We start from the raw sequence: 20,065 nt of genomic DNA, 5'->3' as shown, positions 1-20,065 counted from the left end.
GACTAACCTTGTCTCTGTATGGTAGAGGTTAGGTATCTATAAGGAGTCCTCCAGCCGATGAAGAATTGATGACCAGAACCCAAGAGAATTTATTCGGAATACTATTATCATACCGGATATGTCATCAGGTCCTCAGGTCATCAGGAAGTAGGCTCCAATATTGTCATAGCTTTATATGTTCCTATCCTTATGTTTGCCCAGATTTGATGCTATCCCTTCAGGGAGGTGCCATATGGTGCAATCAGTGGAATTCAATTCAGTTTCTTTTCAATATCCAGAACAGTCAATTTCCTTGTTTGAAGGAGTAAACCTTTCCTTTGGGCCTGGCTGGACTGCTTGTGTCGGTCCGAATGGGGGAGGCAAGACTACCTTGTTGAAACTTGCCTCCGGGTTACTGGTTCCCGATTCAGGAACCATACTCCATTCAGGGCGTTGCCTGTATGTTCCCCAACAAACTGAAGTCATTCCTGCAGGATTTGAGGAGTTCATTGCCTCCTATGACCGTAAAGCCTGTCAACTTATTGGAAAACTGGCTTTAAAAAGAGATTGGTTGTATCGATGGGAAGCTTTGAGTCAAGGCGAGCGAAAACGCGCCCAGATTGCTTGTTCATTATGGCAGGAAAGCGAAATGCTTGCCATCGATGAACCGACAAACCATCTGGATGGACAAGCAATGGCTTTTATTCTTCACTCCTTATCAGAATATAAAGGTGTTGGGATATTGGTCAGCCATGACAGATCGTTTTTGCAAGCACTTGTAAGACGAACAGTGTTGGTGCATGCACCGTATACACAATCCTTTGATTGTTCTTATGAAGAGGCAATCAAGCAGTCGAATGTGCAATATTCTGCAGCAAGTAAAAATTACCAAGACAGTTCTGACAAACTTAAAAAACTCAAAAGTGAACTCATGCAACGAAGCAGAAAAGCTTCTCGACAGGATTCGCTATGCTCCAAAAGGAACTTGGATCCTAAAGATCATGATGGAAAGGCCAAGATTGATGGAGTTCGAATTTCAGGATCAGATGGAAAAGCTGGCAAACTTAAGAAGCAACTCGAAAAAAGATATGAGCGTTCTCAATCGTGTGGTGTTAAGGAATATGATGCGTTGCATCAGACGCGGCTTCTGGACTTGAATTCTCCGGTAGCCGGAATTACTCTTTCAGGTTCTTGTTATCATTCTGCAACAGTGTTCCGTTGTGCTTCTGATGCCCTTTCACTCGGTCCCCAGCGGTATTTGAGCTTTCCTCCCTTGGAAATACAATCGAAAGATCACATAGGTATTACAGGGGACAATGGATTAGGCAAAACAACTTTGCTGAAATCCATAGTCCGTCTTCTTGGAGGATCTCCAGTCCAGTTTGCCTATCTTCCTCAGGAAATATCAATGGAAGAATCCAAAGACGTAATGGAAAGAATGTTTTACCTGAATGAAACCGTAAAGGGAAGAGTAATTTCCCGAATAGTTCAGCTGGGTAGTGATTCCAGGCTCTTTCTCTCTTCAGGAATTTCCAGTCCTGGGGAGATGAAAAAACTCATGCTTGCAATGGCTATGGAAAGTGAGACAAATCTTCTGGTAATGGATGAGCCGACCAATCATCTTGATTTACCATCAAGACTTGCCTTGGAACAGGCCTTGAAAGGATATCAAGGAGCCTATATATGTGTCAGTCATGATGCTGCCTTCTTGCAACAGATTTGTAGTAGGGAATGGAATCTTGAAAAAATAGATCAGGTCCAGTCATCCTTGAAGATTCTTGATAGCCCCCTGTTTTACCAGAATAGAAAAGAGTGCAATAAAGAGAGGTAAAATGAATTAGGAATAATGGTGTTTATTTTTCATTATTCCTTGATTGTGAAATGCCTGGAAAATGATTCTCTTTCAAAGAAAGTGACGGAAGATGGAATTTTTTACGATTACATATTGACGTTCGTCTATATGTTATGGTATTACATAGATAACTTTCTATATGAGGATATTGTATGAATACTGAATCGTTCGTTCTGGTTTGCAAAGCACTTGGTGATTCCCATCGCTTGGAAATAGTCAATTTACTCTCCTCTGGAGAGGCTTGTGCCTGTAAAGTGTTGGAATATTTCTCTATTTCGCAACCGACTTTGTCTCACCATATGAAAATCCTTTGTGAATCAAATCTCGTAAAAATAAGAAAAGAAGGGAAGTGGTCACATTATTCCCTTAATTGTGAATTGTTTGAAGAATTCCAGCAATTTGTTGGAGCTATTGTTTGTCAGGAACAGGAAGGAACCAAAGCATGTCAGTAATTACCGCATTTATACAAAATCAAGTCCTCTCGATGAAATGGCTCAATAATCTTATCGGAATTCTTTTGCAAAGTATGGGAATTGACCTTGCAGGTCGTCTCGGGGGTAGTTTACAATTTTTCATGTATGATGTCATAAAGATTTTTATTCTTTTATCTGTATTGATCTTTATTATTTCATATATACAAAGTTACTTTCCTCCAGAAAGGACGAAGAGGATACTGGGGCGATTCGATGGCTTGCTTGCCAATACTCTTGCTGCCCTGCTTGGTACCATAACTCCTTTCTGTTCCTGTTCTTCGATTCCCTTGTTCATTGGGTTTTCGAGTGCAGGTCTCCCTGTAGGCGTAACCTTTTCATTTTTAATTTCTTCTCCCTTGGTCGATCTTGGTTCATTGGTTTTGCTCACCAGCATCTTCGGAGGAAAAATAGCATTGGCTTATGTTTTTGTTGGGCTGATTCTTGCCGTACTGGGAGGTTCCTTGATCGAAAAATTGGGAATGGAAAAATATGTGGAAGATTTTATCAAAAAAATCAAACCAATACAGAGTCAGGAAGAAATGGCAATGACCAAAAAGGACCGTGTGGCATATGCCCAGGAACAAGTTTCTGCAACGGTCAAGAAGGTTTTCTGGTATGTTATTATTGGGGTAGGCATTGGTGCACTTATCCATAACTGGATTCCTACCCATGTAATTCTCTCGGTTTTGGGAAAGGATAATCCGTTTTCAGTCCTGATTGCAACGTTTGTAGGGGTTCCGATGTACGCTGATATTTTTGGTACCATCCCCATTGCGGAAGCTTTGTTTGCCAAAGGTGTGGGGGTTGGAACAATCCTCTCCTTCATGATGGGCGTTACTGCCTTGTCGCTTCCCTCAATGGTAATGCTGAGGAAGGCCGTAAAACCTAGGTTGCTTGTTGTATTTGCCAGTATTGTGACTGTAGGCATAATAATAATTGGGTATTTGTTCAATGCTTTTGGATATTTGTTTGTATGAAATAGATCTATAATCTTATATAGAATATATAATTAGGAGAGTTTGCCATGGCAATTTTTGGATTGGGAAAGAAAAAGAAAGAGTTGGAGACCTGCACTTGCGGTGGAAATTGCGGGGAACAAAAAGAATCTTTGGTAAGTGAAGTGGAAGCTTCAGTAAAGGTATTGGGATCTGGATGTGCAAAATGCAATGCTTTGGAGAGGAATACCATTGAAGCCTTGCAAGAACTCTCAATGGATACTACCATCGAACATGTTACGGATTTTACCAAGATTGCAGCTTTCGGTGTCATGACTACCCCTGCCTTGGTGGTCGATGGAAAGGTGCTCTCCATGGGTAAGGTCCTGACAAAGAACGAAGTTGTCGAAATGCTGAAAGTAGCAAGGCAATAATTTTTTATTCAGGAGGGTGGTATGCCTAAAAAACCCAAAGTAGCCTTTGTTTGTGTCCATAACTCTTGCCGCAGCCAAATCGCTGAGGCCTTGGGGAAGCATTTTGCATTTGATGTATTTGAAAGCTTTTCGGCAGGGACTGAAACGAAACCCCAGATAAACAAGGATGCGGTTCGGTTGATAAAGCAATTGTATGCCATTGATATGGAGGCAACGCAAAAATCCAAGGTCCTTTCGGATATCCCTCCCGTTGATATTGTCATAACCATGGGGTGTAACGTTCAGTGCCCAACGCTTCCCTGTCGTTTTCGCGAGGATTGGGGACTGGACGATCCAAGCGGGAAAAGTGATGAAGAATTTCTCAAAATTATACGAGTCATTGAAACAAACATCCTTTCTCTTGCAAGTCGTATAGAGCAGGGAACACTGGATTCAGGTGCAAAACCATGAAGATGGAATATTCAATCAGGAAGATGGAATCGAGCGACTGGAGTGCGGTCTCTGCAATTTATAAAGAAGGTATCGACACCCATGTCGCTACCTTCCAGCAAACGGTTCCAGCCTATGAAGAGTTTGATAGCGGACATCTTGGACTATGTCGGCTTGTTGCAGTGGTCAATCAAGATGTTGTTGGCTGGGTTGCACTCTCTCCCATCTCTTCCCGTGCAGCTTATAAAGGAGTTGCCGAAGTGAGTGTCTATATTGCCTCCAAAGTCCGTAGCCAAGGGATTGGAAAATCCTTGCTGACCATTGTTGCAGATGAAGCTTTCAAGCAGGGGCTTTGGACCTTGCAATCGTCAATTATTTCAAATAATAAGGCGAGTGTTGTTTTGCATGAACATTGCGGTTTTCGAGTGGTTGGCTATCGTGAGAAAATTGCGAAAGATCATGAGGGCAATTGGCTGGATACCACTTTGATGGAAAAACGAAAAGTTGAAAGGGAATCCTGTTCTGAACAGTAGTTACACTAAGGTTTTCGGAGTACCACCTCTTGTCCATACCTAGTGGACATTCTTTGCAAATAACTGTATTACATAGGAGTACCGGCCTGGTATAACAGGCCGGTACTCCTTTGCCAACATCATACAGGAGCTTCTTCATGCCATCGATTCACAATATAGTACAAGTCAAGAAAGAAAACATACCCTTGATGGATACCATGTATTATGCTTTTTTTACCAGTGGTATGATGAGTACCCTTATTGGGGCTATCCTTCCTTTTATGAAGACTGAATACAATATGAGCTATGTCTTGAGCGGTGCCGTTATTTCTGCTCATCAGGTTGGTAATTTTTTTGCTTTATTTATCGCCGGAGTGCTTCCGTATCTTATTGGAAGAAAGCGGACTACCCTTACTCTGTCCTTGGGAATTGTCATTGGTTTCCTGCTTATGACCCTTACTGCCAATCCTATTCTCTTGGTACTGGCTTTTATATTTACCGGTGTTGGAAGAGGTTCTCTCAGTAATATCACCAATGTGGTCATCAGCGAAATTTCAGGCAATAAGACAGCAGCTTTGAATTTCTTGCATGCTTCGTTTTCCGTAGGAGCTTTTTTGGCTCCCTTTTTAGCGATTCTGTGCACGACAGTGTTTGGAATCCATTGGCGAATAAGCGCCTGGATTCTGGTTGTATTTGAAATTATTGCATTATTTGCAATTGGACGATCTTCTCTTTCAAATAAACCGATGCATCGAAAAAATGACGAGGGAAATGATTTTGTCAAAAGTGGGCGTTTTTGGTTGAATACCTTTATCTTGTTTTTTTATCTTTGCACTGAAGCCTCGGTAATCGGTTGGCTGGTGACCTATTTCAAGGATTCCGGGATCTTCAATACAGTAATGGCGCAAACAACTTCTTCTGCTCTTTGGCTATGTATTTTGACAGGCCGGCTTCTTTGTGCATTCCTTTCTTCGAAAATGGACAAGAATATACTTCTGGTAATTCTTGGTGTTTTTCAAGTAGTGTTTTTTCTTATGATGATCAGCGTACATTCTGCCTGGCTGATTTATCTAAGTATATTTGGTTTTGGTCTGGCAATGAGTGGAACCTATCCGACGACTCTTTCTACGATGGATAAACGGTTTAATAGTTCAACTCTCGCTACAGGCACCTGTATTGCTGTTGCAACCCTTGGCGCGATCGCCATGCCCGTGCTTGTTGGCATTGTTGCCCAAAAATCCGGTATTGCCGGAGGCATTGCCACTATCAGCATTTCAATTTTCTGTATGCTTGCCTTGATAATCCTCAAATGGATTTTCTCGCGCGGAAAGAACAAGTTATTACAGAACGCTTAAGTACTTTTCCTATCTATGATACAGTAACCTATAAGGAATAATTGATGATTAAAAAAAACGAACATATCAGAAACATAGCAATAATAGCACATGTTGACCACGGTAAGACTACTCTTGTTGATGCTCTTTTCAAGCAAAGTGGTTTGGTTTCCAGAGATACCCAGGAACGAATCATGGATAGCGGTACCCTTGAGAGGGAACGTGGGATTACGATCAGTGCAAAAAACTGCGCAATACATTGGAAAGGAGTCAAGGTAAATATCATCGATACTCCGGGACATGCTGATTTCGGTGGTGAGGTCGAAAGAGGTCTCTCCATGGTAGATGGCGTCGTTCTTTTAGTTGATGCAGCCGAGGGCCCTCTTCCCCAGACACGTTTTGTTCTTGAGAAGGCCTTGAAGCTGAACCTGCCCCCCATTATTGTAATAAACAAGGTTGATCGTCAGGATGCTCGTAGCGAAGAAGTCCTTGATGAAGTATATGACTTGTTGCTTGAGTTGAGCAATGACGAGAAAATGCTTGAAGTACCTGTTTTCTATGCTATTGGAAAGACAGGAATGTGTGGTATAGCCCCCGATAAACTTGATGACAATTTGCATCAGTTGATGGATTGCATTATCACTTCCATCCCAGCTCCAAAATATGATGACGAAGAACCTTTTCAAATGTTGGTAAGTGATCTTTCCTACAGTGATTTTATGGGTCGTCTTGCAATTGGTCGTATTATCAATGGAAAGGCAAATATGTATGATTCCTTGGTATGTATCGAGGAAGGCGATGTTCGTCGACCTTTGCGTGTTACCAAGCTCCAGGCATACGATGGTCCAACCTTTCACGATGCGGAAACAGTTGAGAGCGGTGATATCCTTGTCCTTGCAGGTGTCGACAATGTTTCAATCGGGGATACAATCTGTACCAGTGCCAATCCAAAGGCTCTTCCTCGTATTTCAGTGGATGAACCGACTGTTTCTATGCTTTTCAGCAAGAATATCAGTCCTTTGGCAGGAAAAGAAGGCAAGATCGTAGCCGCCACAAAGATTTGGGAGCGACTACAGAAGGAAACCTTGCGCAATGTTTCCATCAGGGTGGAAAAGAATATTGACGATGATACCTTTACGGTAAAGGGTCGTGGTGAATTCCAAATGGCCATTATCGTTGAGCAAATGCGACGTGAAGGTTTTGAGCTTTGTGTCGGAAGACCCAGAATTATTTTCCATACTGATGAAAAAGGAAGAAAAACTGAACCTGTTGAGTTTCTCCAAATTGACTGTCCTGAAGAAACAAGCGGCTCTGTCATGGATAAACTCGCACGTCGTAAGGCTCTGATGAGTGATATTACCTATACTGGCACAGGAAGAGTGAAGATGAAATTCGAAATTCCTTCCCGTGGTCTGATCGGATATCACGATGAATTCCTGACTGATACCCGAGGCCTTGGAATAATGAATAGCTTTATCAAGGGGTATGAACCCTATAAGGGCGATTTTCCTGATCGTTTCAGCGGTTCCTTGATTTGTGATCGTGATGGTGAGGCTGTATCTTTTGCTCTGTGGCAACTTGAAGATCGTGGACGGCTGTTTGTAGTTCCTAACGATCCTGTCTATGAAGGGGAAATAGTGGGAGAAAGGAATCGTGAAATTGATTTATGTCTCAATCCTACCAGGACCAAGAAACTTACTAACCTAAGGTCTTCCGGACATGATGAAGCAGTGACACTGACTCCTATTACCAAATTATCTCTGGAACAGGCGATTCAGTTCATAAAAGACGATGAATTAGTCGAGGTAACGCCGAAGTCTGTAAGAATGTGCAAGAAGATTCTTATCGGACAACAACGGAAGATCTTTGAAAGCCGAGGACAAATCCCTGATTATTTACTCAAGAAGTAAATAATTGGATAGATACAAATAAAAAGACCCAAAAAAAGCTGTCAAATTATATTTGATAGCTTTTTTTTGGGACAAAGGTTCTTATTTGAGAATGAGAACGACTGGTACATGGTCGCTACCAGGCACCTCGGATTCTATGGCGCTTTCCATGATATTCTCACGATATCTATCGCTGACGAGCCAGTAGTCAATTCTCCATCCGATATTCTTTTCCCTGGCTTGAAAGCGGTAAGACCACCAGGAATAGGCTTCAGCCTTTTCAGGATAAAGGTACCGGAAGGAATCAGTGAAGCCGACCTGTAGCAGGTTTGAGAAATCATCGCGTTCCTGGATCGAGTATCCTGCGTTCTTTTCGTTTGCCTTGGGGTTTTTTAGGTCGATAGGTTTGTGTGCGACGTTGAGGTCACCACAGATGAGTACAGGCTTGATTTTGTCCAGGTCGGATACATAAGAGACAAAAGCAGTATCCCAATCCATGCGAAGATCGATTCTTGCAAGTTTTTCTTGGCTATTGGGTGTGTAGCAACATACAACGAAAAATTCTTCAAATTCAGCAGTGACCGTACGTCCTTCAGAGTCGAGAGGATGCCCGATGGTATGTTTGACGGAAAGGGGAGGAACCTTAGAAAAAAGGGCGGTGCCAGAATAACCTTTTTTTTCAGCAAAACTCCAGAAGGTATGATAAATCAGTGTATCCAGAGTGATTTGGTCTTCTTGCAATTTCGTTTCTTGCAGACAGAAAATATCTGCATCACTATGGGAAAGGTATTCTTCGAATCCCTTTTTCTGGCACGCTCGCAATCCATTTACATTCCAGCTTATCAACTTCACGGCAATTTCTCCTCTATTAAGGTATATGGTTTCTTCCTTTGCTGAGTCAAGCTCTTATTAAGGGGTTTTGAAGACTGAATCATGCAAAGTTAAACATCCCTCTATTTTACAGAAGGGCCAATCTTGTACAACTAGAAAAAATTGAATTGAGTCGTTGCGGGTCAACATCTAGCTGTTTGCTATACTGGTTTTAAATCATAGGATTGTGATAAACTCGCAATGTATGAAAAAAGATATTTCGATTTGCATGTTCGACATGGGTGGTGTGATAGCAAGACATTCAGATGCTCTTATTGAGAAAAAAGTTCTCAGGGAACTTGGGGTCGAAGAATATGATAGATTCAGCGATTTGAATGAAAAGTTGGATACCATTATGCTTGAGCATACAAAGGGTAATATTTCAGAAACAGAGGTATGGGAAGCCTTCTCGCTTGTGACAGGACAAAAAATGCCAGCAATGGAAAATTCGCTTTGGGGAAAATATTTCAATCCAACTCTTGATAGTACCATGGTTACCCTTGTCCAAGAGTTGAGAGAGAAAGGAATGCGGATAATTTGTGCGACCAATACGGAACCAGCTCATTATGCATTCCATATGGCAAGAGGAGATTATTCCTTGTTCGATAAAGTATATGCTTCTGTGGATTTGCATATGGCAAAACCTGATATACGTTTTTTTGAAGAAATTCTTGCAAGAGAAAACCTAGGAGCCTCACAGATCTTTTTTACCGATGATTCCAAAGAGAATTGTGAAAGTGCCAGATCTTGTGGAATGAAGGCCTATCTGTTTACTAATTCCAGTAATTTACGAACTCATCTAAGTGATATTGAAATACTATAATATTTATAAAAAAACGAATATAAACAAAATAGTAATGATATAAGTATAGTTAGTTTAACATATGAAAATTACTTTGTTAAAATTAAAACATAACCTTGTATGAGCGAAAAAGAGTATGGTATTATTTTTATGATTGTTGGTCGCTTTACATGTTTGAAATTCATATAAGATTTTTCTTTCAAAGGAAAACTTGTGAAGTATCCAAGTTTTGTAGGTTTACTTGAAAAACATTTTGTTAGGATTCCTTGTAAAATAGATAGTGATAGGCTTTTGTAAGATTTAATAAAATAAAAGGATACATTCTATGCAGCAGGTTACGTTTGGGAAAGATTTTCTCTGGGGCTGTGCAACGGCAAGTTATCAGGTAGAAGGTGCTACAGGCGAAGACGGTAGGAAGGCCAGTATCTGGGATACTTTTTGTAAAAAGAAAGGTGCTGTACTGAATGGTGATGATGGTTCAGTAGCAGCTGATCAATATCATTTATACAAGCAGGATATAGCTTTGATGGCAAAACTGGGCTTTCAGGCATATCGATTTTCCATTGCCTGGCCTCGAATAATTCCTGATGGTGTCGGTCCTGTAAATTTTGCTGGACTTGATTACTACAAAAGACTTTGTAAGGAACTCAAACAAAATAATATCCAGGTTGCAGTAACAATGTTTCATTGGGATTTGCCACAAGTCCTTCAAGATAGGGGAGGATGGGCAAATAGGGAAACAGCCTATGCCTTTGCCTCATATGCAAAGATTTGTTTTGATTATTTAGGAGAATACGTTGACCAATGGATAACCCTGAATGAACCTTATTGCAGTGCTTACCTTGGATATCTTACAGGTGAACATGCGCCAGGAATCAAAGATCCTGATAAGGCGAACAAAGCAGTACATTATCTGAATTTGGCTCATGGGTTGGCTGTTGCTGAGTATAGAAAGACGAATCTTACTAAGCCAATCGGTTTGACGCTCAATCCTACGATGCCAAGGCCTGCAACCCAAAGAAAAGAAGATATTTTGGCAAGCAATTATGCAAGGGCCTTTGAAACGGATGTCTTTCTTCTTCCTGTCCTTGGGAAGGGGTATCCTACCTTGGTAACAAATGGGTTAGGTATTACCTATCCAATTGAAGCTGATGATATGGAAATAATCGGACAGAAGATAGATTTCTTGGGTATAAATTATTATCAGGAAAACGCTGTTTCTTATGATGCGACCCTTCCTTTGAAATATACATTTGAACCAGTATGGCAAAGAACCACAGGCCAAGGTTGGCCTGTAACTCCATATGGTTTACTAAGATTACTACGTTATTTTGATAAGGAAACGTCTGGTATGGCCCTTTATATCACCGAAAATGGCTGCTCAACGGATGATGTTGTTGAAGATGGCAGGATTCATGATTATTTCAGATGTGATTATCTAAACAAGCATTTTGAGATTTGTAAGCAAGCAATCCAAGAAAAGATCAATTTGAAAGGATATTTTGTTTGGTCGTTTATCGATAATTTTGAATGGTCCTGGGGATATTCAAAACGATTTGGTATAATTTATGATAATTTCGAGACACAAGAGAGAATTCCAAAGGATAGTGCTTATATGATGAGAGATGTAATAACAGGATATTGTGAGTTCTAAGAAATGGGTACCTGCGGGAAAGAGTAATAAATTTTCGCAGGTACTTGTAATATTATGATAGATAAAAACTGATATAGGTTCAGTTGAGAAGATTATTCTAGATTATCGAGAATCGTTTAGTTTTGAATGCTTTCGATGAATGATCAGGAATATATAAAAATAATAGTATTTTAGTTATTAATGATATAAAAGATCATAAAAAAGATGGAATATTAGCTATGAAACTATACAGAAAAGAAATAGAAACGATATAGAAGAAAAATTGGAATTGTAAAAAATAATCAGTAAAAAAGCATAAATAATATAAAATATTTATTGGTTATAATATTAGAAATTAGAATAAGAATATTGATATAAGTAAATAACAGTAATATAGCAATATAAAAATTTAGTAATACAATACAGAATTAGAAGAATGAAATATAAAGCGTGCTGTTTTTATGACTTTAAAAGAAGTAACTTGTCTAAAAATTTAGTGAGAAATACCCGTATTGGGTATCAGCAGGTTATAAGATAGTATCCAGATGATCTTCCAACTGAAAGATCTGATAAACATATTAGTATTATATAGATTCAGCATAAAACAATATCAATAGCATATGAAAAAAAACTATTATCATAATAAAACTATATCACTTAAATAGTATTGGCTTCTGTATCTTGGCACGATCTTCCTGGAATATTTGTAGATATAATTTGAATGCAAAAAGCTAATTAAAAAATAAAAAAATGGATAAATATAATTAAGTGAGTCAAGTGAAAAAAGATACAGTATTGAATGCAATGAACAAAGATGGTAAACATTAAAAACAGTATCGAATTTGTAATCCATGAATAATAAATCAGAGAATATTTCTCCATTATTAGACAAAACATAAAAGAAAAAGTACATTCCAGAAAATCAACGCAGTAATGTATATGCAATTTTTCATTAGCAAAAATGTAATACAACATACCTAGTACGGAATGTAATAAGTTGGTTATGATTTTAATACATTTATATAATATCATTGCAAATGGAAGAATTTAAGTTTTAAATCAATGACAATATAAATAAAAAAAGCAAAATAGTTTTAGGAAAATAAAAAAGAATACTGGTGAAGATTGGAAATTATTCAAGCTATATTATCATAATCAATTTAAGAAAGTCTAAAAATACTATATAACTATGATATAAATAATATATTTAAATAATGTAATAACAATTTATAAAGAAATGGATAGAATATAGAAAGAATATGAAGTAGTATATGTACTACTTATATTACATACAAGAAAAGTATCATTTAAGATGTCAATCAATAAGGTTTGCAATGATACTTGTACTATGATAAAAGTGGGTATATAATTATTGCAAAGGTTGAAGTAGATGACGAAAACAATAGCATTCCACCTCCAGAAAGGAGGCGTAGGTAAAACTACTATTTCTGGGACTCTCGCTTGTCAGTCGGCATTGGATGGATTTCCTACATTGCTTGTTGATGTCGATCCCCAAGGGAATGCTTCTTCATGGTTTTTGAAACAAGCTCCAAAATATGAGCTAGCTGATGTTATTCAGGGAAAATGTTTTTGCCAAGATGCTATCGTGAAAATTCCAACTGTCGATAATCTATCTATATTGCCCACTTTTGGTATTGGAGGTTCTCTTAAGGGATATTCTGAAACAAAACTTGCTGAAGAGCCATTTGTTTTGCAAGATTTAATAAAAGAATTGTCAAATTCATATGAGAGAATAATACTCGATCTTTCGCCTGGTTTGGGACGTCTGGAACGTGCCGCACTTATAGCAAGTGATGAGGTCATAACCCCTATGACACCGGAAGTTTTTAGTCTTGATGGATTGGAAATATTTATTGATGAACTCAATAAAATGAAAAAAAATCTCAGGTCGAATGTAAAGCATTCTAAAATAATCATCAATTCTTTTGATAATAGAATAAAACAACATAGAAATATTTATTCTGCAGCTTGTGAGGGTGCCTTTACAGTTTATAAAATTCCTGTTGACCCTTTATTTAGAAAAGCACAAGAAGCAGGGATGGCTCCGCAACTTTTCAAAAAAAATGGAAAAGGTTTGAAAAGTACCACAGTTGAAGCTTTTTTGGCTTTGAATAAGGCAATTTGGAGATAGATTATGGCATTGAAAAGAAGTTCAGAGAAAGAGAATGAAGTTGTAAATGAGAGTATAAGTGGCCGAAAGGCTAAACAGTTGTTTTCAAAAGAGAATTCTACTTCAAAAAAAGAAAACAAAATTTTGACGACTTTTTCTATAGAGCCTTCATTCAAGAGAGAATTGGAAGAACTGTTTTCCAGTATGGGTCTTGGTTGGGCAGCCGGCATACGGTTTTCATTAAAAGAGTTTTCAAAAAAGCATGCTCAGGAATAGAATAATCATTTCTTTTATAAAGAAACAAAATTATATCTATACAAATATAAAATAGTTCTTATAGAAAATAATATCAATTATAGATATTAAAAATATAATAACTATATGAGAGAAATATAGAAATAAATAGAAACAATATTATAATAAATGAAATGAATATTAGAGAAATTGTTTTATAAAAAGAAAGTTATTAAAAAGCTATAATGTATATATAATAGAAGTATAAATATTATATATAAAAGTGTTTATATCTATATCAATATGATATAGAAAAAGTATGATAATGATCTATTCAAAATTTATTTTATTTTTACTATTAGGTCATGAAGCATTTCGAAGAGCTAGGGGGAAAATACGAATGAATACGCCTTGGTGGGAAAATACGGTTGTGTATCAGATTTATCCCAGAAGTTTCCAGGACAGCAATGGTGATGGAATAGGGGATATAAGAGGAATAATCAATCGTCTTGGATACATCAAGGAACTTGGAGTAAGAGCTATATGGCTCAGTCCAATATTCACTTCCCCAATGACAGATTTTGGATATGACATTTCTGATTATCGTGGAATAGATCCAGTTTTTGGAACAATGGAAGATGTCGAGGATTTATTGGAATCAGCGCATTATCTTGGATTGAAAGTAATCTTTGACTTGGTGCTTAACCATACTTCAGATCAGCATCCTTGGTTTTTAGATAGCAGATCTTCAAAAGAATCCCAAAAGAAGGATTATTATATCTGGAGCGATAGCATCCCCAATAATTGGTACGCTGCATTTGGCGGAAAGGGGTGGACCTTTGATTCGAAGAGAGGTCAATACTATTTCCATTCATTTCTGCCAACCCAACCAGATTTAAACTGGAGAAACGAGGAAACCGTAAAATCAATTTTTTCAGAAATTGGCTTCTGGCTTGAAAAGGGTGTTGATGGTTTTCGTTTGGATGTGATTAATTGCATTATAAAAGATGCTGGGTTTCGTAATAATCCACCAGTAATGGGATCAAGTCCCAGACCCTACGATATGCACAGACATATTTTCGATAGAAATAGACCTGAGGCTCATGAAAAGCTAAGAAGATTCAGAAAATTTCTCGATACCTATGATGAAAGGATGCTTGTTGGTGAAATAATGGTCGAAAATCCAGGAGAGCCGGAAATGGCTGCTAGTTACCTGGGAAAACGCCGTGATGAATTGAATTTGACCTTTGATTTTTCCCTGATCAATATTCCTTTTGACGCCATAAAATGGGAGAAGACTGCTAAACGTTGGTATGAAGCAGTTAGTCAGCAAAGATGCCCAACTTGGGTATTGAACAATCATGATGTGATTCGTTCTGTAAGTCGTTTTGGAAATGATGAACGCAAAAATAGAATTGCCACTCTTTTCTTGCTTACCCAAAGGGGAACGATTTTTCTGTATTATGGAGAAGAGCTAGGCTTACCCAATTCAAAGGTTTCGAGAAAGAACATGATGGATCCTTTGGGGAAACGATACTGGCCATATCCCGTTGGTCGTGATGGGGAGCGTGGTCCTATGATTTGGGATAGAAGCGCGCAACATGGTTTCACTACAGGAAAATCTTGGTTACCGTTTGCCAATAATAGTGAAAAATTTTCCGTGGAAAGTCAGGAAACTAATCCTACTTCTACCTTGGTTTTCTATCAAAGTCTGCTTAAGTTGCGTTCTGACGATGAAGTGTTTACTGCAGGAGCCTGTTCGTTTTGTAAAAAAGATAATTCCAAGGTACTTGTGTATAAAAGGACTTTTGAAAAAGATACAAGGCTTATTCTTTTGAACTTTTCCAGAAGAGAACAGACTGTACATGTATTTGATGAATCAATTGACTGGAAATCGTGCAAACCTTGTTTTTCGACCTTGCCATATGAATCAATTCCAAATTTTGAGGGAAACCTGTTTAAGCTGAAACCTATGCAAGGAGTCATTCTTTCCTATTCGGCTTCTTGAAAAAACAATTCTACTGGCAACTATACAGACATTTATATTCTTGATATATTCAAGAATAGCGGAGGCCTGATGCAAGGCGATGGATCTTGTATCAGCGATGTCATCCACCCAAATCCATTTTTATAGGAGCTACTATGTCTGAAGTAAACACTTCAACACGTGGCAAGCAGGTGGGTGAATACATCATACGTGTTCTTAACGGTATGGCCCAAGGCTTGTTCTCGTCTCTCATCATCGGTCTTATTCTTAAACAAATCGGGTTGTATACGCATGTTCTCCTGTTGCAGCAGTTCGGGCTTATCGCCCAGTATCTGACTGGTCCTGCCATAGGTATCGGTGTTGCTCTTGCAGTAGGGGCATCTCCTTTGGGCGTTGTCTGCAGTGCCGTTACCGGTGCCATCGGTGCAGGTACCTTTGTGCTGGGGGCAGGACCTGTTCTGGTCAAACTTGCTTTTGGAGAACCTCTTGGTGCAATGCTTGCAGCGCTTGCAGGAGCTGAGGTTTCTAAAAGAATAGCAGGAAAGACAAAGGTCGATATCATTCTGGTTCCAATTTTTACCATTATTGCAGGTGGCCTTGTGGGGCATTTCCTTGCTCCTGCCATCAGTTCCATGATGAATGCGTTGGGAGCCTTTATCAATAGCCTTACGGAGCTCTATCCTCTGCCTATGGGTATCTTGGTCGCAACTGTCGTAGGTATGGTCTTGACGCTTCCTATCAGTAGTGCTGCGATTTGCATAAGCCTGGGGATCAATGGACTTGCCGCAGGAGCAGCTGCCGTTGGTTGTTGCTGTCAGATGGTAGGTTTTGCAGTGAGTTCCTATAGAGAGAATAAGGTAAGTGGTCTCTTGAGCATAGGATTGGGGACAAGCATGCTTCAGATTCCAAATATCTGGAGGAATTGGAAGATATGGATTCCCCCAACGCTGGCTTCAGCCATTCTGGGTCCGATAAGCACAATGGTCTTCAAGATGGAAAATAATAGTGCAGGGGCAGGAATGGGAACGAGTGGATTGGTTGGGCAGTTCAATGCTATTGCTGTCATGGGCTCTTCAGCCTGGCCCGTAATATTGCTCATGCATTTTATTCTTCCTGCTTTGATAACCCTTGTTATCAGTGAGATAATGAGGAAGAAAGGGTGGATACGACCTAACGATATGTTGCTAACTTCCTAAAGAGGAAAACAATATTTCTGGGAATTCTGAAAATATACTGATAGGTAATTTTTGTTAATAGGTGTCAACAGGGGTGATGGTAACTGTAATGGTGTCCGAATAATCACCTTCCGGAGCAGCGTTTGCTGTTCCGCTATTGATTCCCGTAACAGAAATTGTCTGTTGGTTGTTTCCCTCCGACATGCCATTCCAAAGAATTTGTTCTCCACCTACGACCTCATGAGAAAGAAACTTGAGAGTATAAGGGATACTATATAAATTTTTATTTCCTTCAAGATTAAGACTGAAGGATTGGCTGTTGTTCGCATCACTAAAAGCAATATTTACTCCATAGGGAGGGGTTGCTGAAGAATTTGGGACCACGGCAACTTGTGCCGTTGCAACAGGAGTTGTTAAAATACCAAAAGCATTGGATATTGAAAAGCTATTATTGTTTATAATTGAAAGGAAATAATCAACGTGAGGTAACGGGTGATCAGGATCTACATAGGGAAGGGGCGTCACTGTATCGGGGACCATATCGACTGTAGGCGGTGTAGATCCATCTGTTGGCACAGCTTGACCATTTACGGAGACATAGGTTTGAGAATTATAAATACCGCCTCCATTATTTGCAACTGCAACATTAAAAGACCCTAGAGTTCCACTTGTCAATGTATAAAGTCCACCTGGTTTATAATGATCTGCAGTTTGATAACTCATAAGATACAAGATAACGACAAATTCTGACACATTAAGATTTCCGTTATGATCTGTCAAAGGCTCTTCTCCATCGGCACCCCATATTTCTTTATAGGAAGTAACGCCATTGATTGTCGATACTGCACATATGCGACCGGTGGAAGTCTGTTGAGAGTAGACCGGATTCCCTGAAGAATCGTTGTACCAAGTCATGGGGCCCTCGAAAGAAAAATTATTTGTAGCTGTCATATTGACAAGTGAAGGATCAAAGAGTTGGTTATTGGAAATATTGAAAGTCAAAGTTCCTAGATGGGCGGCAAAAGCATTTGCAGCAAAGGGCGATCCTGTTATTGTTGAGTTTATATCTGCACCAGTCGTAAAATATAGGTTTGAGTCAGCAACATAGGTTGCTGTTATCGTAGCCCATAAGGATACTCCTGAAAATATGAGTAAGATACTGATCAATAGGGACCTGAATAATCTTTTCATGTATCAATAATAGAAATAATTTCAACAAAGAGCAAGGATGTGTCTAGTCGGGTTTTAAATAACTCTTTTTAAAGTTGCCGATTAATTAAATTTCTGTGATAAATTCAACAGTTATTGTCGCAGTGTAATCACTTTCCTTGTTATTTGTGTAAGAGCTTCATCATTTTCAGAAAACCAAAGGGTTTGCTTCATTTCCGTGCTGCAAGCTTCTCCCTGAACAGCCTAAGCTTGTCAGTTACTTCCTCTGCAGAAAGTTCCCTGCTTGGATCTTCTTCATCAAAGAGTTCCTTGGGAATTTCTTCCAGGAATCGGGAAGGAACGCTCAATACTTCGTCATGCCCACGTTTTCTTCTCTCACAAGAAGAGATTACCAGTACTCGTCTGGCCCTGGTGATGGCAACATAAAAAAGCCTTCTCTCTTCATCTATATTGGCTGGGTTTTCCTCTATTGCTTTCGCATGGGGTACGTATTGGTCCTCGATACCAGCTAGAAAAACGGTATCGAATTCAAGTCCCTTGGAGGCATGCATAGTCATCAAGGCAACTTTTCCATCGCGATCGCCTTCACTATCCTCCTTGCCTGCGATACTTATCCTGTTGATATAGTCAAAAATCGAGGAATTCCGGTTATCCGGGTTTCTTTCCCATCTGGCAAACATATCACACAAAATCCCGATACCTTTCATCTTGAAATTGACAATATTTTCATTTTCGGGATGTTGTTCGACCAAGTATTCCTTGTAGGCAATTTCGTTGATCAGACTACGCAAAATCATATTTTTATTTGAATTTGAGGTAAATAGTTGCTCATGATAATCCTCGATCATCACAACAAAGCGTTTGAGAGCTTTTTGCATGCCTTCCTTGATTTGCCCGTCGGTGGCGATGGCCATCAAGGAAAGAGCCGAAAAGAGCGAACAGCCGTGGTCATCGGCTACCTTCCGCATCTTCTCCAGGGTAACGCGACCTATACCCCTTCGTGGGGTATTGATTACTCTAAGAAGGTTGATATCATCATCCTGGTTGGCCAAGACCTTCAAATAACTGACAATATCGCGAATTTCTTTTCTGTCAAAAAAACTTTGCCCTCCCGAAACCTGAGTTGGAATTCCTTTTTCCACAAATCGCGTTTCAAGAGTCGCAATAAGGGAATTGGTTCTGACCAGCACTCCGAAATCTGAAAAGGAACGATTTTCTTTTCTGTTGGTCATCAATATCTGATCTGCGATTACCGCGGACTCATCATCTTCGTTGGAAGGATGAATCAAGCTGATAGAGCTGCCCTTTCCGCTATCAGTCCAAAGTTTCTTGTCTTTCCTTTGCTGGTTATGGACGATGAGCTTGTTGGCCGCTTCAAGTATTGTGCCTGTAGAACGGTAGTTGCGCTCCAGTTTAATCTCGAGACGTTCAGGGAAATCGCGTTCAAACATTACCAGATTCTCATAGTTTGCCCCACGCCAGCTATAGATACTCTGGTCATCATCACCGACTACACAGAGGTTCCTGCTTTCCTGTGATAGAAGTTCCACCAACCTATATTGGGCGAGGGAAGTATCCTGGAATTCATCCACAAGTATATGAGTATACCGATTTCTCAAAGCTGCAAGGACTTCAGGCTTTTTTTCAAATAAATCAAGAGGCTTCATGATCAGATCATCAAAATCAACGGCATTGTATGCCTTGAGGTGTTTTTCATATTCACTATAGAGGTTGCGTATCTTATCTGAGGCCGCATCAGCAAAGACTGAACGTTTGGTCTTGAGGTTGGAGAATAGATTTGCAAGTTCATAGAGGTCAAAGGCATCCGGGACATAATCAAGATTGATAATTACTTCCCTGAGCAGAGCCATTCGGTCATTGGTATCATATACAGTAAAGTTATTCTTGAATCCCAGGTATTGGATATATTGTTTGAGAACACCCATCCCAAAGGAATGGAACGTTGTAGTCGTAAGTTTTTTCAACGGCATCCCTGTCAGGGCTCGTATTCGTTCTCCCATCTCCTTGGCTGCTTTATTGGTAAATGTCAAAGCAAGAATATTGCTTTGGTCTATTCCACTTTCCAGCATATGACCAATACGAAAGGTGAGCATACGGGTTTTTCCGCTTCCTGCCCCAGCGATGACTAATAAGGGCCCTGCAAGGGTCTCGGCAGCTTTGCACTGCTCTTTGTTGAGTTCTTTTTCTAGATTGAAATGCATATTA

17 protein-coding genes are annotated in these 20,065 nt (G+C 39.4%); 14 read left to right on the top strand and 3 right to left on the bottom strand.

The genetic code is table 11. The features are described from left to right. The first annotated feature begins 232 nt into the window (after window positions 1-232). From ACHZBG_RS15905 to typA, 8 genes are all read left to right on the top strand, one after another. Entirely contained in the window at window positions 233-1,810 is a 1,578-nt protein-coding gene (locus ACHZBG_RS15905; RefSeq protein WP_320130451.1) for an ATP-binding cassette domain-containing protein, read from the top strand. Between the two features lie 173 nt (window positions 1,811-1,983). Further along, the gene (locus ACHZBG_RS15900; protein WP_320130450.1) at window positions 1,984-2,283 is read left to right on the top strand and encodes a metalloregulator ArsR/SmtB family transcription factor; all 300 of its coding nucleotides are present in this window, start codon (window positions 1,984-1,986) and stop codon (window positions 2,281-2,283) included. Next, entirely contained in the window at window positions 2,274-3,281 is a 1,008-nt protein-coding gene (locus ACHZBG_RS15895; protein WP_320130449.1) for a permease, read from the top strand. The genes ACHZBG_RS15900 and ACHZBG_RS15895 overlap by 10 nt, the downstream gene beginning before the upstream one ends. Before the next feature lie 47 nt (window positions 3,282-3,328). Further along, window positions 3,329-3,673 (top strand): thioredoxin family protein, encoded by a 345-nt coding sequence (locus tag ACHZBG_RS15890; RefSeq protein WP_320130448.1) that lies wholly within the window; start codon window positions 3,329-3,331, stop codon window positions 3,671-3,673. Window positions 3,674-3,694: 21 nt separating this feature from the next. Beyond that, window positions 3,695-4,123, top strand: coding sequence for an arsenate reductase ArsC (locus tag ACHZBG_RS15885; RefSeq protein ID WP_320130447.1), 429 nt, complete (start codon window positions 3,695-3,697; stop codon window positions 4,121-4,123). Next, a complete protein-coding gene (locus ACHZBG_RS15880) occupies window positions 4,120-4,635 on the top strand; it encodes an N-acetyltransferase family protein (protein ID WP_320130446.1) in 516 nt (171 codons plus the stop codon). The genes ACHZBG_RS15885 and ACHZBG_RS15880 overlap by 4 nt, the downstream gene beginning before the upstream one ends. Before the next feature lie 137 nt (window positions 4,636-4,772). Beyond that, window positions 4,773-5,969 carry an MFS transporter gene (locus tag ACHZBG_RS15875; RefSeq protein WP_320130445.1) on the top strand — a complete coding sequence of 399 codons (1,197 nt, stop codon included), beginning with the start codon at window positions 4,773-4,775 and terminating at the stop codon, window positions 5,967-5,969. A 44-nt stretch (window positions 5,970-6,013) separates the two neighbouring features. Further along, entirely contained in the window at window positions 6,014-7,858 is a 1,845-nt protein-coding gene (typA, locus tag ACHZBG_RS15870) for a translational GTPase TypA (RefSeq protein WP_320130444.1), read from the top strand. Between the two features lie 81 nt (window positions 7,859-7,939). On the opposite strand, the gene ACHZBG_RS15865 is transcribed toward typA, so the two are convergent. After that, a complete protein-coding gene (locus ACHZBG_RS15865; RefSeq protein WP_320130443.1) occupies window positions 7,940-8,689 on the bottom strand; it encodes an exodeoxyribonuclease III in 750 nt (249 codons plus the stop codon). Window positions 8,690-8,912: 223 nt separating this feature from the next. On the opposite strand from ACHZBG_RS15865, the gene ACHZBG_RS15860 reads away from it, so the two are divergent. The 6 genes from ACHZBG_RS15860 to ACHZBG_RS15835 all read left to right on the top strand — a co-directional run bounded on the left by ACHZBG_RS15860 (window position 8,913) and on the right by ACHZBG_RS15835 (window position 16,690). Beyond that, complete coding sequence (locus ACHZBG_RS15860; protein WP_320130442.1) at window positions 8,913-9,530, top strand: HAD family phosphatase; 618 nt, start codon at window positions 8,913-8,915, stop codon at window positions 9,528-9,530. A gap of 304 nt (window positions 9,531-9,834) precedes the next feature. Continuing rightward, complete coding sequence (locus tag ACHZBG_RS15855) at window positions 9,835-11,163, top strand: GH1 family beta-glucosidase (protein ID WP_320130441.1); 1,329 nt, start codon at window positions 9,835-9,837, stop codon at window positions 11,161-11,163. Window positions 11,164-12,532: 1,369 nt separating this feature from the next. Next, entirely contained in the window at window positions 12,533-13,294 is a 762-nt protein-coding gene (locus tag ACHZBG_RS15850) for a ParA family protein (RefSeq protein ID WP_320130440.1), read from the top strand. Window positions 13,295-13,297: 3 nt separating this feature from the next. After that, window positions 13,298-13,549: a hypothetical protein gene (locus ACHZBG_RS15845; protein WP_320130439.1), complete on the top strand. Its 252-nt coding sequence runs from the start codon at window positions 13,298-13,300 to the stop codon at window positions 13,547-13,549. Between the two features lie 358 nt (window positions 13,550-13,907). Next, window positions 13,908-15,515, top strand: coding sequence for an alpha-amylase family glycosyl hydrolase (locus ACHZBG_RS15840; protein WP_320130438.1), 1,608 nt, complete (start codon window positions 13,908-13,910; stop codon window positions 15,513-15,515). A 134-nt stretch (window positions 15,516-15,649) separates the two neighbouring features. Further along, window positions 15,650-16,690, top strand: coding sequence for a PTS sugar transporter subunit IIC (locus ACHZBG_RS15835; protein WP_320130437.1), 1,041 nt, complete (start codon window positions 15,650-15,652; stop codon window positions 16,688-16,690). A gap of 54 nt (window positions 16,691-16,744) precedes the next feature. Here the strand turns inward: ACHZBG_RS15835 and ACHZBG_RS15830 are convergent, their stop codons facing one another. Then, window positions 16,745-17,860, bottom strand: coding sequence for a hypothetical protein (locus tag ACHZBG_RS15830; protein WP_320130436.1), 1,116 nt, complete (start codon window positions 17,858-17,860; stop codon window positions 16,745-16,747). 188 nt (window positions 17,861-18,048) lie between these two features. After that, window positions 18,049-20,061: a UvrD-helicase domain-containing protein gene (locus ACHZBG_RS15825; protein WP_320130435.1), complete on the bottom strand. Its 2,013-nt coding sequence runs from the start codon at window positions 20,059-20,061 to the stop codon at window positions 18,049-18,051. Window positions 20,062-20,065: the final 4 nt, after the last annotated feature.

The organism is uncultured Sphaerochaeta sp., from assembly GCF_963676625.2.
Taxonomy (GTDB): domain Bacteria; phylum Spirochaetota; class Spirochaetia; order Sphaerochaetales; family Sphaerochaetaceae; genus Sphaerochaeta.
This window is presented reverse-complemented; position numbering and strand designations above follow the sequence as displayed.